Genomic DNA, 17,537 nt, shown 5'->3' with positions numbered 1-17,537 from the left:
CCGATGACCGCTACGGCGTTGTCGGGAAGTTCGTCGGGGTTGTTCAAGGCACCGCTCGTCACGATCGTGGTCCTACTTTCCGCCGCGATGCGGCTCGTTGACGCGATGCGGCACGTTGCTGTGCGCGTTCCCGCAGCGCGTTCGGGCGCTCGGCAGACTCCTGCTCCTCGAGCCCGAGCTGACGGATCAGATCGAGCGCGAGATCGGACAGCGTAGCGCCCTGCAGCAGCAGTGCGACCGGAGGCTCCACCCCGAAGTCGCCGCGGATGGTGTTGCGCATCCGCACCGCCATCAGCGAATCCAGGCCCAGCTCGGTCAGCGGCTGGGCGATGTCGACCGCACTGTCGTCGGAGTAACCCATGATCGCCGAGATGCGGCGACGCAGCCGCGCCACCACGACCCGGTTGACCTCGGCGGCGTCCATGGTCTTGAGCGCCTCGGCGCCGCCCCAGTCCTCGTCGACGTCGTCGGTCTCCAGCTCGCCGACCAGGTCGGCGAAGAAGCCGATCTGATGGATCTCCGGGAACGCCGCCGCGGCGCGGTCCAGCCGCAGCCGGGCGATGCCGACCCGGGAGAAGCCGGCGGCCAGCACACCGCCGAGCGCGTCGACGCCCTCGGCCGGGGTGATCGGGTCCAGCACCGAGAACCGCAGCGTGCTGGCCAGACCCACCTCGGCCCACTGACCCCAGTTGATCGCGATCGCGGGCAGTCCGGCGGCCCGGCGCCAGGCGACCAGCCCGTCCAGCCACGCGTTCGCGCAGGCGTAGGCGGCCTGGCCGGGCGAACCCAGCAGCGACACGATCGACGAGAAGCCGACCCACCAGTCCAGTTGCTTGTCGACGGTGACCTCGTGCAGGCGCAGCGCGCCCGCGGCCTTGGGCGCCCAGATCTTGTCCAGGCTCTCCCGGGTCAGGCCGACGAAGATCTCGTCTTCGAGCACGGCGGCCGAATGGATCAGGCCGCGCAACGGCTTACCGGTCTCCTCGGCGGCCGCGACCAGTCGCTCGGCCACCCCCGGCTGTGCGACATCGCCGGTGACGACGGAGATCTCGGCGCGGGCCGACAGTTCGTCGAGCACCGACTGCACCTCGTCGGACGGGCCGCTACGGCCGTTGAGCACGAGCCGGCCCGCACCGTTGTCGACGAGCCAGCGGACCACCGACATGCCGACACCGCCGAGCGCGCCGGTGACGACGTAGGCGCCGTCCTTGCGCACCACCAGCTGACCCGGCGTGGCGGGCAGGGTGGCGCGGGACAGCCGCTCGACGAACCGGGTGCCGTCCCGCCAGGCGATGACGTCGTCGTTGCCTGCGGCCTCGATCTCGGCGATCAGCGCTGCGGCCGGATCGCCGGTGCCGGCGTCGAGCAGCGTGGTCTTGAGGTCCGGGTGCTCGTAGGCCAGCACGCGCGCCAGGCCCTTGAGGCTGTTGGCGCCGGGGTTTCCGTGTGCGCCTTCGTCGTCGGAGACGACCAAACCGCCTTCGTCGTCGGAGACGACCAAACCGCTTTCGTCGTCGGAGACGACCAAACCACCCTCCGTGACCAGCCACAGCCGCGGCGCCCTGCCGTGCCAGCTGCCGACGATCGCACGCACGGTGCCCGCCACCCGCCAGATCACGTCGCGGGCGTGTTCCAGACCGTCCGCGGCGTCGGTGCCGTCGAAGGCGGGGTTGTCCACGAACACGACCACGCCTGCGGGCGGCAGATCCGGGTCGGCGGTGGCGGTGGCGAACGCCTCGCGCATCCCCGCCTCGTCGGCGAGGTCGGCGGTGACCACCCGGCGGGTGTCGCCGCCGAACCGCGTCGCGAACTCCTGCGCGCGGGCCAGGCCGGCCGCACCGTCGGCCAGCGCCAGCCAGCTGCCGGTGGCCGGGCCGCCGGCAGCTACCGCGGACTCGACCCAGCGCGAGTCGAAGATCTTCTGCGACAACGGAAGCGGCACGGTCCGGCGCTGGATGCGCTTGAGATGCACGTCGTCGACCCGGGCCAGCACAGCGCCGGTGTCGTCGGTCAGGGTGACCCGGCCGACCGCGTCGCCGCTGTCCTCGACGACGCTGATCAGCTCGGCGCGGCACTTGGCCCGCCGGCTTGGGGTGCCGAAGACCCGGAGCGAACCGAAACCGACGGGCAGATAGGTGACGTCGGTGGAATCGGCCAGCGTCTCGTCGGCCATCGCCGCGGCCAGACCCTGCAGGGCGGCGTCGAGCAGCACCGGGTGCAGCGTGATGCCGCGGTGCGGCGTCGCCTCGTCGGGCAGCACGATCTCGGTGTCGGCCGTGCCGGACGACCGCACGATGCGGGTCAGCGCCGCGAACGCGTGCGCGTGGTGGGCGCCGGTGCGGCGCAGCGCGGTGTAGAACTCCGACGGCGACACCGGCGTCCCGTCCGAGCCGGGCACCACCTTGGCCGGCGCCGCGGTGTCCTCGGCGGCGCGCACCGTGCCGGTCGCGTGCCGGGTCCAGCTGCCCGCATCCGAGCGGGAGTGGATCTCGACGCGCAGCGTGCCGTCCTCGTCGCGGGTCAGCTGCGTGGTCAGCTTGGTGTGGTCGTCGAGCGGCAGCATCTGCTCGACCTCGACGCTGACCTCGACACCGGTGGCGGGCAGGCCGAGCGCCTCGGCTCCGGCGGCCAGCGCGATCTCGGCGAAACCGGCGCCGGGCATCACCGGCAGCCCGTGCACGATGTGGTCGGCCAGCCACGGATGGGCCTGCAGGCCGACGTCGGACTGCCACACGTGGCCGTTGCCCGACGGCAGCTCCACGTGCAGACCCAGCAGCGGGTGCGCCCCCGAGAAACCCTGGGCAGCAGATCGATCCGCCATCCAGTAGGCCACGTGCTGCCATGCCGTGGGCGGTGCCGAGACGAGTCGGCCCGGCGCGTCCTCGGGCTCTTTGACCGCGGGCGGACGCACCGTGGACAGCTGCGCGTGGAACGCCAGCGTCTCCGGCTGGTCCCGGTTCACCGTCGCGCCGACGTGGTACCGGCGGTTGGTGGACTCCGCGGCCAGCGTGTCCGAGATGGCGTGCGACAGCAGCGGATGCGGGCTGATCTCGATGAAGTTGCTGTGCTCGGCGCCGGCCTCGTGCACCGCCTGCGAGAACCGCACCGGGTTGCGCAGATTGGCCGCCCAGTAGTCGGCCGAGTACATCGGGGCGTCGCCGGTGTAGGCGACCGTCGAGATCAGCGGGATCTTCGGCGCGGCCGGGACCAGATAGGCCAGTGCGTCCCGCAGCTCGGGCAGCACCGGGTCGATGGTCGGGTGGTGCGACGCGACGTCCACCTCGACGCGGCGGGCCAGCTTGCCCTGCGCGTCGACCGCGGCGACGAGTTCGTCGACCTGATCGGGCGGGCCCGCGATCACCGACTGCTTCGGCGAGGCGTACACCGCGACCGTGACGTCGGGCCGGTCGGCGATCAGCTTCTCGGTGGCCTGGGCGTCGAGCTCCAGCAGCGCCATCGCGCCCTGCCCGGACAGCCGCTTCATCAGCCGGGTCCGGGTGGCGATGACGTCCAGGCCCTCAGCCGGGGTCAGCACGCCGGCGACCACCGCGGCGGTCGTCTCGCCCATCGAATGGCCGATCACCGCGTCGGGTTCGACGCCGTAGGAGCGCCACAGCTCGGTCAGTGCCAGCTGCATGCCGACCAGCACCGGCTGGATGCGGTCGATGCCGACGACCGGTTCGCCGGCCTCCAGCGTCTGGCGCAGCGAGAAACCGACCTTGTCGAGGAAGGCGGGTTCGAGCTCGTCGACGGCGGCGGCGAACGCGGGCTCCTCGGCCAGCAGCGTCTTGCCCATGCCGGCCCACTGCGCACCCTGACCGGAGTACAGGAACACCGTGCCGGATCCGACCTTCGCGTCGCGGATGCCCGCCACTCCCGGTGCGGGACGGCCGTCGGCCAGAGCCCGCAGGCCGGTGACGGCCTCGGCTTGGCTGCGCGCGCACACCGTGGCGATGGTCTGGTGCCGGCTGCGGTGGTGGTTGACGGTGTAGGCGACGTCGGCCAGCGGCGCCGAAGCGCCGGCGCCCTCCAGCCAGTCGGCCAGCGACCCGGCCGAGGCGGCCAGCCGGGCCGGCGTCTTGCCCGACACCACGAGGGTGACGACCCCGCCGGCGCCGGACGCCGCGGGCACGGGCTCGGGGCCCTGCTCCAGCACAATGTGGGCGTTGGTGCCGCCCATGCCGAACGATGACACCGCGCCGCGGCGCGGATGCTCGCTCTTGGGCCACTCCCCCGCCGCGGTCGGCACGAACAGCCGCGTCGGCTTCGGGTCGATCTGCGGGTTCCACTTCTCGAAGTTCAGGTTCGGCGCGATCTTGCCGCGCTGCAGCGTCAGTACCGTCTTGATGAAGCCGGCCACACCGGCCGCGGCCTCGAGATGGCCCATGTTCGTCTTGACCGCGCCGAGCGCGCACGGCACATCGCCCTTGCCGTACACCGCGGCGAGCGCGTCGAACTCGATCGGATCGCCCAGACCTGTTCCGGTGCCGTGGGTTTCGATGTAGTTGACGGTGTTCGCGGCGACGTCGGCCGAGCGCAGCGCCCGGGTGATCACGTCGCGCTGCGACGGCGCGTTGGGCGCGGTCAGCCCGTTGGAGCGGCCGTCCTGGTTGACCGCCGAGCCGCGTACCACGCCGACGACGCGGTCGCCGTCGCGCACCGCGTCGGTGAGGCGCTTGAGCACGACCACGCCCGCGCCTTCGCCGCGGACGAAGCCGTCGGCGCGGGAGTCGAACGCGTGGCACTTGCCGTGCGGCGACAGCATGCCCCACTTGGCCAGCGCCAGCTGGGTTTCCGGGCGCAGGTTCAGGCTCACCCCGCCGGCCAGCGCGAGGTCGCTCTCGCGCATCCGCAGGCTCTGGCAGGCCAGGTGGATCGACACCAGCGACGACGAGCACGCGGTGTCGACCGCGACGGCCGGGCCCTTGAGCCCGAGCAGGTACGCGATCCGGCCGACGGTCACGCTGTGCGCGTTGCCCGTCGCCGAGTACGCGTCGATGGTGTCGGGGTTGCCCGCGGACGCGTTCTGATACTCGGTGTAGTAGACGCCCATCATCACCGCGGTGCGCGTCTCGCCGAGCGTGTCCGGCGCCAGGCCGGCGTTCTCCAGTGCCTCCCAGGCGACTTCGAGCAGTACCCGCTGCTGCGGGTCCATCGCGGCGGCCTCACGCGGGGTGATGCCGAAGAAGTCGGCGTCGAAGCCGGCGACGTCGTCGAGGTAGGCGCCCCACTTGGTGGGCATGCGTCCGGGCGCCATCGGGTCCGGGTCGTAGAACGCGTCGCCGTCCCAGCGCTCGGCGGGCACCTCGGTGACCGCGTCGACCCCGTTCTCCAGTAGCTGCCAGTAGCTGTCCGGGCCGGTCACCCCGCCAGGGAACCGGCAGCCGATGCCGACCACCGCGATGGGCTCGGCGCCTGCGACGCGCGAGGCCTTCTCGAACTGCTCGGCCAGCTTGCCGCGTTGCTCGGCCGACATGGCCGAGATCCGGTCGAAGGTGGTCTTCATCAGATTGATCCCTCACTGCCGGCGTTCGCCGACTCGACGGAAGAGAACAGCTCGTCCAGCACGCTGAACGAGTCTGAATCGCTTTCGGCGTCCTCGTTTGATTCGGGTTCGGGCTCGTCGACCGCGTTCTGCAGCGGCGCCAGCAGGTCGGCGACGAAGTCCGACATCTGCGCGATCGACGGATGGTTCCACAACATCGTGGCCGAAAGGTCGACGCGCACCAGCGCCTTGGCGTCGCGCAGCAGGTTCATCGCCATCATCGAGTCCAGGCCCAACTCCGGGAACGGCATGTCGAAATCGACGGCGTTGTCCGGCATCCCGAGCTCGCGGGCCAGGATGGTGCGCAGCCGGGTACGCAGCTCGGCCACCGTCTGCGCCCGCGTCATCGTCGACCAGTCAACGAATTCTGTTGCCTGAACGGCGCTTTCGTCGGCGACCGGGGCGGGCGCGGACTCCACCGGGGCGTAGGTGAGCCCGCGGATGTCGACCCACACCGCGCCATCGGGGCCGCTGACCAGCACGTCGACGACCAGGTTGTCCCCGTCACCGGCGCGCCGGTAGGCCTCGACGACACCGTCGGCGCCTGCGGCCGCGGCGACCGTCAGACTCTCGGCGCCCGCGGGCAGCAGCAGCTGCGTGTTGTCGGCGTCGGCGAGCCTGGCCACGTGTACCGCGGCGTCCACCAGTGCGGCGCCGGGTGTTTCCGCCGAGGCGGGCACCGCGACGTCGGCGCGGGCGCCGACCGCCGTGGTCGTGCAGTCGGCGACGGTCCACTCGAACGGCTGGCCCTCGACACCCAGTGCGCGCTGCATCTCGGAGATCGACGCGCCGTCGAACACCCGGCCGCCGGCACTCTGGTCGCCGTCGGGTCTACCGGCGGGGGCCGCGGTCAGTTGCGCACTCGCATGCCGGGTCCAGCGCTGCTCCGGGCTGTCCGGCGACGCACTGGACCACACGGTCAGCGCGTCCCCGTCGGCCACCACGTGCACGACCTTCGGCTGGTCGGCCACGATCGGGTACTCGAACCGCACGTCGCCGACGGTGGCGGCCCCGTCGAGTTGCGAAGCTGCTGCCGAAAGGGTCTGCAGCAGCACCGAAACCGGCACCACCTCGACGCCGCGGACGCGGTGCGCGACCGGGTACGAGCGTTCGCCGGGCAGCACCCGGGCACGCCACACCCGGTCGTGGGAGGTGCCCTCGACCGGCACGCCGAGCACGGTGCCCCATGCCGGGACAGGTACGGCTGCCAGATCGGCGTCGTCGCCGAACCCGGACACCAGGTGGTCGAGAACCTTGACCGAGGCCCGCATCCGGTACGCGTCGGCCAGCCGGGCCCAGTCGGCACCGGCCACCACGGTCTGCACCGCGGCGTCCGGGCTGAGCACCGCGGGCAGCATCCTGATCGCGACGTCGTTGGGCATCGGTTCCAGGCCTGCGGCCTTCATCTGCGGCTGGGCGTCGGCCCACGATTTCCACAGACCCCAGTCGACGACTGTCGCGGGCAGCCCGAGCGCGCGCCGCGCGTGGGCGAACGCATCGGCGAACGCGTTGGCCGCCGTGTAGTGGCCGACGGCGCGCGAACCCAGCAGCCCGGTGATCGACGAGAACAGCACGAAGCGGCGCACCGGGGTGCGCAGTGACAGCTTGTGCAGCACCGCGGTGGCGTCGACCTTCGCCCGGAACATCGGGGTCAGGTCGTCCTCGGTCATGTCGGCCAGCAGCGCCTCGCCGCCGGCCAGCGACGCCAGGTAGATCCCGTCCAGCGGCGGCAGGTCGGCGCCGAAGCGGGCGAACACCGCCGCCATCGCGGTCTCGTCGGCGGCGTCGGCGGCGACCTCGACCAACGTGGTGCCGCGGGCCGAGAGCTCCCCGGCCAGCTCGGCCAGTTGCGAACCGCCGCGGCGCGACACCGCGACCACCGTGCCTGCACCCATGTCGGCGAGCTGGCGGATCAGGTACGGCCCGACGTTGCCGGTCGCGCCGATCACCAGATGGCTGGTGCCACTGTCCAATCGGGTCAGCGGCACTGCGGGCAGCGGGTGTGGGACCAGCCGCGGGACGCGGCGCTCGGCGGCGCGGTAGACGGCCTGATCGTCCCGGCCGGTGTCGGTCCCCGACAACGTGGAGGCCTCGGCGTGCAGGTACTGCGCCAGCAGTTCCGGGGGCAGCATCTCGTCGACGTCGACGAGGCCACCCCAGAACTCCGGGTGCTCCAATGCCAGCGTCCGGCCCTGACCCCACAGCACCGCGTGCGCCGGGTTGGCCCGCTCGCCGTCGACCACGGCCTGTGCGTTCCGGGTGACGATGAAAAGCCTTGGTGCGTCGGCGGTTCCGGCCAGCGTGACCACCAGCTTGCGCAGCTGGTGGAACGCCGCGTAGCTGGGCGCCGCGTCGAAGCGCCGGGCGGAGACCTCCGGAACGTAGACGACGTGCGTGACACCGGTCAGCCCGGCGCGCAATGCACCGGCGTCGTCGAGCACCGACAGCGGCAGCGCGCGCGAACCCGCGCCGAGCAGCTCGGCCAGGTCGGCGCTCGTCTCGTCGGCCAGCACCAGCCACGGCACGTCGGCAGCGGTCGCGGCAGCCAGTTCACGCACCGGCCAGCTCAGCCGGTGGAACCACTCGTGCATTTCACCTTCGGCGAGCGCGACGTCGGTTCCGTTGTGCTGCACGCGTTCTGCGCTGGTCTGCGCGGCCGCGGTGTCGAGCCAGTGGTGGGCGTGATGCCACGGCGTGGTGGGCAGCTGCACCCGGGTGCCGCGCTGCGGGGTCTTCGGCGGGCGCACCGTGTGCGTCGCGTTGAGGTTGGTGCGGAAGCTGACCGTGTCGTTGGCGTCGCGGTGCAGCGTGGCGATGCTGTGGAAATGCCGGGCCGAATCCCCTTCTGCGACAGGGGTCGACAGCGTGTCCTTGACCGCGTGGCTGAGCAGCGGGTGCGGGCTGACCTCGACGAACATCGCCTTGTCCGCACCGGCGGCGGCGACCGCGCGGGCGAAGCGCACCGGGTTGCGCAGGTTGGCCACCCAGTGGTCGGCGTCGAACACGCAGGAGCCGTCGGTCGGGCGCCCGTCGGTGGTGACGATCACCGGGATGCTGGGCCGGCGCGGCTGCAGGTCGGCCAGCTCGGCACGCAGGTCGTCGAGGATCGGGTCGATGATCGGATGGTGCGACGCGACGTCGACGTCCACCCGGCGGGCCAGCTTGTCGAGCTTGTCGACCTCGGCGATCGCGGCGTCGACCTGATCCGGCGGGCCGGCGATCACCGTCTGGTGCGGCGACGCGTACACCGCCACGGTCAGGCCCGAGTAGCCGGCGATCAGCTTCTCGGCGGCCTCGGCGTCGAGCTCCAGCAGGCCCATCGCCCCCTGGCCCGACAGCCGCTTCATCAGCCGCGACCGGGTCGCGATCACCTTCAGGCCGTCGGCCGGGCTGAGCGCACCGGAGACCACCGCGGCGGTCACCTCGCCCATCGAGTGACCGATCACCGCGTCCGGCTGCACGCCGTAGGACTGCCACAGCTTGGTCAACGCCAGCTGCACGCCGACCAGCACGGGCTGGATGCGGTCGATGCCGACCACGGTCTCCCCGGAGCTCAGCACGTCGCGCAGCGAGAACCCGGCCTGGGCGACGAAGTCGGGCTCGAGCTCGTCGACGGCGGCGGCGAACGCCGGCTCGTCGGCCAGCAGCCTGCGGCCCATGCCCGCCCACTGCGAACCCTGCCCGGAGTACAGGAACACCGTGCCCGAACCGCAGGCGCCGTCGTGGGTCGGCACCACACCGGGGGCCGGGTAGCCCTCGGCCAGCGCGCGCAGACCGGCGACGGCCTGGTCGCGGTCGGCCGCGGCGACAGTCGCGAACCTGGTGTGCTGGGCACGGCGGTGGTTCAGGGTGGCCGCGACGTCGGCCAGGCTCATCCCGGCGCTCGCCGGTGACTGCAGCCAGTCGGCCAGCCGCCCGGCCAGCGACGCGATCCGGGCCGGGGTCTTGCCGGTGACGATCAGCGTGCTCACCGGCGGTTCCGGCTGCTCGGCAGGCACGTCGGTGGGCTCGGGGGCCTGCTCGACGAGGATGTGGGAGTTGGTACCGCTGACGCCGAACGACGACACCGCCGCACGGCGGGGCCTGCCGCCCACGGTGTCCGGCCACGACAGCGGCTCGGACGCGATCCGGAACTTCTGCGCTGCCTCGCCGGCCTGCGGGGTCAGCGCGGTGAAGTGCAGCTGCTTGGGGATGTGGCCGTGGTGGACGCTCAGCACGGTCTTGATGAAGCCGGTGACACCGGCGGCCGACTCGAGGTGGCCGAGGTTGGTCTTGACCGAGCCCAGCACCAGCGGTGCGGAGTCCTTGCGGTCGCCGTAGACCGCCGACAGCGCGTCGAGCTCGATCGGGTCACCCAGCGAGGTGCCGGTGCCGTGGGCCTCGATGTAGTCGATGTCGGACGGATCCAGCTTCGAGGTCTGCAGCGCCTTGCGCATCAGCTCCTGCTGGGCCGGCCCGTTGGGCACCGTCTGGCCGCTGCTCGCGCCGTCCTGGTTGACCGCCGAGCCGCGCACCACGGCCAGCACCCGGTCGCCGTCACGCAGCGCGTCGGTGAGGCGCTTGAGCACCACCACACCCGCGCCCTCGCTGCGGACGTAGCCGTCGGCGCCGGCGTCGAACGTCTTGCACTTGCCGTCCGGCGCCAGCATTCCCCAGCGCGAACACGCGATGTTGTTCTCCGGCGACAGGATCAGGTTGACCCCGGCGGCCAGCGCGTGGTCGCTCTCACCGCGGCGCAGGCTCTGGCAGGCCAGATGGATCGACACCAGCGACGACGAGCACGCGGTGTCGCTGACCACGGCCGGGCCGCGCACCCCGAGGAAGTACGACAACCGGCCCGCCGCGAAGTTCGGGGCGTTGCCGAACGGGATGTAGGGGTCGATGTCCTCGGGCGCCAGCTTGCCGACGATCGAGTGGTAGTAGTCGTTGGTCGTCATGCCGACGAACACGCCGGTCGCCGAGCCGCGCAGACCGCGCGGGTTGATGCCGGCGTCCTCGAGCGCCTCCCAGGCGACCTCGAGCAGCAGCCGCTGCTGCGGATCCATCGCCGCGGCCTCGCGCGGGGCGATCGAGAAGAACTCGGCGTCGAACTCGTCGGGACGCCACGAGGTCAGGAAACCGCCTTCGCGGTTGACGATGGTGCCCGGCACGGTGTGGTCGGGCGAGTAGAACGCATCGGCGTCCCAGCGGTCGGCGGGCACCCGGATGACGCCGCTTTCGCCGTCGCACAGCAGCTTCCAGAAGTCGTCGGCGTTGTCGACACCGCCGGGCAGCCGGCAGCCGATGCCGACGACGGCGATCGGCTCGGTCTCGACCTTCTCGGCGGCCGCGAGGCGAGCGGTCAGATCGTCGATCTTGCGCAGGGCCTCGGTGATGATCGCCCGGCGGTCAGGGCTGGCCGCCGGCTTCGAGGACGCTTGGGTCATTCCACTCAACTCAATCTCTCCGACAGTCTCGCCAGTAGTTCGTCCTCGGCGAGGTCGTCGTATGCGTCCTCTTGGACGGTGGGGTCGCCTTCGACGTCCTTGTCGTGGTCCCCACCCTCGCCACCGGCGGTCTGGATTATCTCAGGAAGCACCGTCGCCAGATAATCGGTGAGCGCTTCCACGGTCGGGTAGTCGAACACCACCGACGCCGGTAGTACCTCCCCTAGGCTTTCGCTCAGCGAGCGCTGCAACGTTACGCTCATCAGCGAATCCATCCCGAACTGGAAGAACCCCACCGTGGGGTCCAGCGTGTGCGCCGAAGCAAGCCCCATTGCGGCCGCGACCTGCGCCAACACGTGGTCGGTGAGCATCTCGACCCGCTGTTCGGGAGCACATTCCTGCAGCTCACGCCGAAAACGGGTGTCGCCGGTCAGCAAAGCCTGGCCGGTGGCCGTCGCGTCGGCGAGCAGCTCGTCGAGGATGTGCAGCTCGGCCCGGGTGTGGTACGCCGCGGCGAGCCGCGCCCAGTCCGCGGCGACCACGGTGGCACGGGCCGGGGCCTGCGGCCCGACGAACGAGCGCAGCGCGGTGATCGCGACCGCGTCGTCCATCGGCTCCAGGCCGGACTCGGCGGTGGCCTGCCGCTCGAACCCGGTCTGCACGTCGGCCAGCGACTTCCACAGACCCCAGTTGATCGCGCATGCGGGCAGGCCCGCCGCGCGGCGGGCGAACGCGAACGTGTCCAGGAACGTCGTCGTCGCCGCGTAGTGCGCCAGCCAGCGCGACCCGAGCACGCCCGAGATCGACGAGAACAGCACGAACTGCTCGACCGGATGGTCGATCGACAGGGTGTGCAGCAACGCCGCGGCGTCCATCTTGGGTCGGAACATCGCCACCACGTCGTCGTGGGTCATCTCGGCCAGCGTGACCGGTCCGCCGCTCATCGCGGCGAGGTAGACGCCCTTGAGCGGCGGCAGGTCGGCGCCGAAGCGGTCGAACACCGCGCGCATCGACGTCTCGTCGGACGCGTCCGCGGCGGCGGTGACCAGTGTGGTGCCTGACGCGGCCAGCCTCGCGGTCAGCTCGTCGAGCCGGGTTCCCGGATTGCGCGACACCGCGACCACGGTCCGGGCGCCCATCGCGGCGAGCTGCTCGATCAGGCCGGGGCCGATGTTGCCGGTCGCGCCGACGACCAGGTGGGCGCCGTCGGGGTCGAGGGAATCGGCGCCGTCGGGCGCGGGCGGCAGCGCGTGCACCAGACGGGCCACCCGGCGGGCGCCCGCTCGGTAGACCACCTGGTCTTCGCCGTCGCCTGCGTGCGCCTCGGCCAGCAGCCACCGGGCCGCGACCGCCGCGGGCACCGACTCGTCGGTATCGACGACCGCGCCCCAGATCTCGGGATGCTCCAGCGCCAGCGTGCGACCCAGTCCCCACAGCACCGCCTGCGCCGGGTTGGCCCGGTCCCCCTCGCTGACCGGCTGCGCGTTGCGGGTCAGCAGGAACAGCGTCGGCGGCTGCTCCCGGGACGCCGCGGCCGTGGCGATCGTGCGGCCGGTCTCGAAGATGTCGTAGCCCAGGTCGTCGCCGTCTGCCGGGGCGTACAGCACGTGGGTGGCGCCGGTGAGATCGGTGCCGTCGCCGGTGGCCACCGGCCGGCCGAGCAGCCGGCCCATCGCGGCCGCCAGCGCGTCGTCACCGACCACCAGCCAGCTGTCGTTCGCAGTATCGGCCGGATCGTCTTGGCCAGCAAGGGGTTTGGTGGGCCAGGTGAGTTCGCAGAACCATTCCGGCGGTACTGCGCTGTCTTCGGGCAGCGCTCCGGAGCGGACCGGCGCACCGCGCCGCGGCGGCCGCACGTCGACCCAGTGCCGTCCGTGGTGCCACGGGGTGGTCGGCAGTGCGACGTGCGGTTCGCCGAGGTGGACGGTGTGCGGCGGACGTGAGGTGTGGGTGGCGTTGAGATTCGCGCGGAAGGTGACGGTGTCGTCGGCGTCGCGCGCCAGCGTGCCGACGGTGTGGTGGTGCCCGTCCCCGAGTGCGCTCAGCGTGTCGTTGATCGCCGGGGCCAGGGTCGGGTGCGGGCTGATCTCGATGAACGTGCCGTTGTCGGCGGCTGCGGTTTCCACGGCCTGGCGGAACCTGACCGGTTGGCGCACGTTGGCCACCCAGTAGTCGGCGTCCAGCGCCGGTGGGTCGGCGGCGTCGCTGACCGTGGACAGGAACGGCAGCGTCGGCATGTTCGGTGCGACGTCGGCCAGCGCCGCGCGGATGTCGGCCAGCACCGGGTCCATCAGCGCGGTGTGCGACGCGACGATCATGTTGACCCGGCGGGCGAACGTGTTCTGTGCGGTGGCCGCGGCGATCACCGCGTCGACCTGCTCGGGCAGGCCGGCCACCACGGTCTGGCGCGGCGACAGGTAACCCGCGATCTCGACGCTGGGGTGGTCGGCGATCAGCACGGTGGCCGCGTCGGCATCGAGGCCGAGCAGCGCGACGGCGCCCTGGCCGGCCAGCCGGGACATGATCGACGAGCGTGCGGCGATCACCTTCAGCCCGTCGGCCAGGGACAGCGCCCCGGCGACCACCGCAGCGGTCACCTCGCCCATCGAGTGCCCGATCACCGCATCCGGGTGCACGCCGTGGGACCGCCACAGCTCGGTCAGCGCGAGTTGCAGACCCATCAGCACCGGCTGCACTCGGGCATCACCGCTCACCGGTTCGCCGTTGGCGACGATGTCGCGCAGCGAGAAGCCGACCTGCTCGACGAAGACCGGTTCGATCTCGGCCAGCGCCTCGGCGAACGCCGGCTCGTCGGCCAGCAGTTGACGGGCCATCCCCGGCCACTGCGACCCCTGCCCGGAGTACACGAACACGGTGCCCGGCTTCGGGTGCACCGCGGCCGCCGCGACCACGCCCGGTGCGGACCCGCCCTCGGCCAGCGCCTGCAGACCGGCAACCGCCGCAGCGGTGTCGCGGGCGACGACGGTCGCGAACGCGTGGTGCTGGGTGCGGTGGTGGTTGAGCGTGTGGGCCACCTCGGCCAACGGCACCTCGGCCCCGGCGCCGGCCATCCACTCGGCCAGCATCGCGGCCTGCGACGCGATCCGTTCGGGGGTCTTGCCCGACACCACCAGGGTGGTCACCGCGTCGGGTTCGGGGGCAGGCGCGGGCGCGGCCACCGGTGCCTGCTCGAGGATCACGTGGGCGTTGGTGCCGCCGAAGCCGAACGACGAGACACCCGCACGGCGCGGCCGGCCCGCGGGCGCCCAGTCGGTGTGCTCGGCGATCACCTTCAGCCGAAGCTTGTCGAACGGGATGTGCGGGTTCGGGTTCTGGTAGCCGAGGTTGGCCGGAATCCGGTTGTGCTGCAACGCCAGCACCGCCTTGGCGAACCCGGCGACACCCGCGGCGGCCTCCAGGTGGCCGAGGTTGGACTTCACCGCGCCGAGCAGCAGCGGCGCATCGGCCGGGCGGCCCTTGCCGAGCACCGTGCCCAGCGCGCGGGCCTCGATCGGGTCGCCCAGCAGCGTCCCGGTGCCGTGCGCCTCGACGTAGTCCACCTCACGCGGATCCACCCCGGCCGCCGCGTACGCGGCGCGCAGCACGGCCATCTGCGCCGACGGGTTCGGCGCCATCAGACCGTTGGAGCGACCGTCCTGGTTGACCGCCGAACCGCGGATCACCGCAAGCACCCGGTCGCCGTCGCGCTGGGCGTCGGACAGCCGCTTGAGCACCGCGACCCCGCAGCCTTCACCGCGCACGAAACCATCGGCGGCGGCGTCGAACGCGTGGCACTGCCCGGTCTTCGACATCGCCTCGGCCTGGTCGAAGCTCTTGGTCGGGGCGGGCGAGAGCAGCAGGTTCACCCCGGCGGCCAGCGCCAGCTCCGAATCCCCGGAGCGCAGGCTCTGACAGGCCAGGTGGATGGCGACCAGCGACGACGAACACGCGGTGTCCACGGTCACCGACGGGCCGCGCAGGTCGAAGTAGTACGACACCCGGTTGGCGATGATGCTCAGCGCGCCACCGGTGCTGTACCAGGCGTCGACGCCACCGAGGTCCGCCGAGCCCAACTGCGCGTAGTCCGGGGCGCTGGCCCCGGCGAACACCCCGGTCTGGGTCTCGGCCAGCGCGTCGGCTGCGATGCCGGCGTGCTCGAGCGCCTCGTGGGTGACCTCCAGCAGCAGCCGCTGCTGCGGGTCCATCCGGGTGGCCTCGCGCGGGATGATCTCGAAGTACTCGGCGTCGAACGCGTCCAGGTCGCGCAGGAACGCACCCCAGCGGGTGGTGCCGGCCAGCGCCGCCGCGCCCTCGGCGGTGCCGTCGTCGAACCACGACCACCGGCCCTCGGGCACCTCGCGCACCGACGAGCGTCCCTCGGTGAGGAACTCCCAGAAGGCCTCGGGGCCTTCGATGTTGCCTTCCAGGTCGGCGCCGCCGGGCAGCCGCAGCCCGAGGCCGATCACCGCGATCGGCTCGTTCATCGCGGCCGTGCGGTCGCTCCCCGGGGCTGGATCGACGGGCTCGACCTCACCGCCGGTGAGGAACTTGGCCAGCGAGTCCACCGTCGGGTACTGCCAGAAGTCCACCGGCGACACCGCGCGGCCCAGGAACTCCGACAGCACGCCGGTGAGCACCACGGCGTCGCGGGACCCGACGCCGAGGTCGTGCATCGAGGCGCCGCGTTCGATGTGCTCCGGACTGCAACCGTTGTTCGTGACCAGGTAGTCGGTCAACCAGCGCCGAACAGCAGCCTCGTCGAAAGCAGAGGTCATGTAGTGGTGTCCAGACGGCTGAACTGGTCCTTGCGGTACAGCTCGACGCAGGACGCGCGGCGCACCTTCCCACTGGTGGTCAGCGGCAGTGAGCCGGGCGGAACCAACGCGAAGTCGGCGAGCCGAACACTGTGGGTCATCGAGATCGCCGAGGTCACCTGCTGTTTGAGCGACTCGAGTACTTCGGCCCATTCGCGGCCCGCCGCGGCCTCGTCGACCTGCTTCTTCAGCTCGGCGACGACCACCAGTTTCTCGGTGGCCTCGTCGGGCACCGAGATGGCCGCGACCCGGCCCCCGGTGAACTCGGCGACGGTGGCCTCGATGTCGTCCGGGTAGTGGTTGCGCCCGTCGACGATCAGCAGGTCCTTGATCCGGCCGATGATGAACAGCTCGTCGTCGAACATCACCCCGAGGTCCCCGGTCCGCAGCCACGGCCCCTTCGGGGTGTCCGCACCCGGGTCGCCCAACTGGGCGGCGAACAGTTCGCTGAGCTTCGGGTTGTGCCAGTAGCCGGCGGCGACGTGCTCGCCGTTCAGCCACACCTCGCCGATCTTGCCCGCCGGATTCACGGCCAGGGTGTCGGGATCGACCACGCGCACGGTCGTCGACCGGGGCACGCCGCAGCCGATCAGCTCGGCGCCGGTGTCGTCCAGGGTCTCGTCGTCGCAGCGCTCGGCGTGACCGGCGGCCAGCTTTTCGTAGTCGAAACGCACCGCGGTCGGGGGCCGCCCGCCCGCCGACGCGACCACGTACACCGTCGCCTCGGCCAGACCGTAGGACGGGCGCATCGCCGAGGCGGGCAGCCCGAACGCCGCGAACCGCTCGTTGAACCGGCGCACCGTGGCGCCGTGCACCCGCTCGGCGCCGTTGATCATCACCACGACGGTGCTGAGGTCCTTGCCTGCCAGGTCCTCGTCCTTGGTGCGCTTGACGGCGAGCTCGAACGCGAAGTTCGGCGCCGCGGTGAACGCGCTCGGGTGCGACCCCAGCTGCTGCATCCAGCGGGCCGGCTTCTGCATGAACGCGACCGGGCTCATCAGCACCGCGGGCCGGCCGAGCATCATCGGGATGAACACCCCGACGATCAGGCCCATGTCGTGGTAGAAGGGCAGCCACGACACGACCGTGGTGTCGGCCGGAGCGCCGTCGGAGTAGGTCTCGTAGTAGTCGGTGAGCAGCTGTTCGAGGTTGGCCACCACATTCTTGTGGGTGACCACCACCCCGGCGGGCTGCCGGGTGGAACCCGAGGTGTACTGCAGGTAGGCGGTCTTGGGCAGCGCGACCGGCGTCTCCGCGGCCGGTGAGTCAAAGTCCAGCGTGTCGATCTCGAGGAACTTCGGCGGCCGCTGCTTCGGGTCGCCCTGCCCGTACTTGCGGACCTCGTCGACCACCGACGAGGTGGTCAGCACCACCACCGGCGCGGAGTCCTTCATCGCGCCGGTCACCCGCTCGTCGTGGTGGCGGGTCTGCGGCATCGACAGCGGCACCGCGATGAACCCGGCCTGGATCGCGCCGAGGAACCCGACGATGTACTCCAGGCTCTGCGGGGCCAGGATCACGGCCCGGTCCCCCGGCGAACCGAGCTTGGCCAGCTTCGCGGCCACGACCAGCACACGCTCGTGCACCTCGGCCCAGGTCAGGCTCTCCTCGACCCCGGCGGGGTCGGTTTCGTAGTCGACGAAGGTGTACGCGATGTCGTCGGGTTGCTGCTGCGCGCGGTCGGCGAGAACCGCAGGGATCGTGGCTTCAGGCAACGCCATCGGTACATCCTTTCAATCCACTCCCGACATG

General features: G+C 71.7%; 4 protein-coding genes. All 4 read right to left on the bottom strand.

Translation table 11 applies throughout. From position 1 onward, the window contains the following. Window positions 1-58: 58 nt before the first annotated feature. The 4 genes from C6A87_RS14320 to C6A87_RS14305 are packed head-to-tail and all read right to left on the bottom strand — an operon-like array spanning window position 59 to window position 17,506. On the bottom strand, window positions 59-5,506 hold the full coding sequence (locus C6A87_RS14320; protein WP_311117799.1) for a type I polyketide synthase: 5,448 nt from the start codon (window positions 5,504-5,506) through the stop codon (window positions 59-61). Beyond that, window positions 5,506-10,971, bottom strand: a complete 5,466-nt coding sequence (locus C6A87_RS14315) for a type I polyketide synthase (protein ID WP_311117798.1) — start codon at window positions 10,969-10,971, stop codon at window positions 5,506-5,508. Before C6A87_RS14315 ends, C6A87_RS14320 begins: the two co-directional genes overlap by 1 nt. A 5-nt stretch (window positions 10,972-10,976) precedes the next feature. Then, complete coding sequence (locus C6A87_RS14310) at window positions 10,977-15,746, bottom strand: type I polyketide synthase (protein ID WP_311117797.1); 4,770 nt, start codon at window positions 15,744-15,746, stop codon at window positions 10,977-10,979. Further along, window positions 15,743-17,506, bottom strand: coding sequence for an AMP-binding protein (locus C6A87_RS14305; protein ID WP_311117796.1), 1,764 nt, complete (start codon window positions 17,504-17,506; stop codon window positions 15,743-15,745). The genes C6A87_RS14310 and C6A87_RS14305 overlap by 4 nt, the downstream gene beginning before the upstream one ends. Between the last annotated feature and the right edge of the window lie 31 nt (window positions 17,507-17,537).

This window comes from Mycobacterium sp. ITM-2016-00317 (assembly GCF_002968295.1).
Lineage (GTDB): Bacteria > Actinomycetota > Actinomycetes > Mycobacteriales > Mycobacteriaceae > Mycobacterium.
The sequence above is the reverse complement of the archived record's forward strand: the minus strand, read 5'-3'. Positions and strand labels throughout refer to the sequence as shown.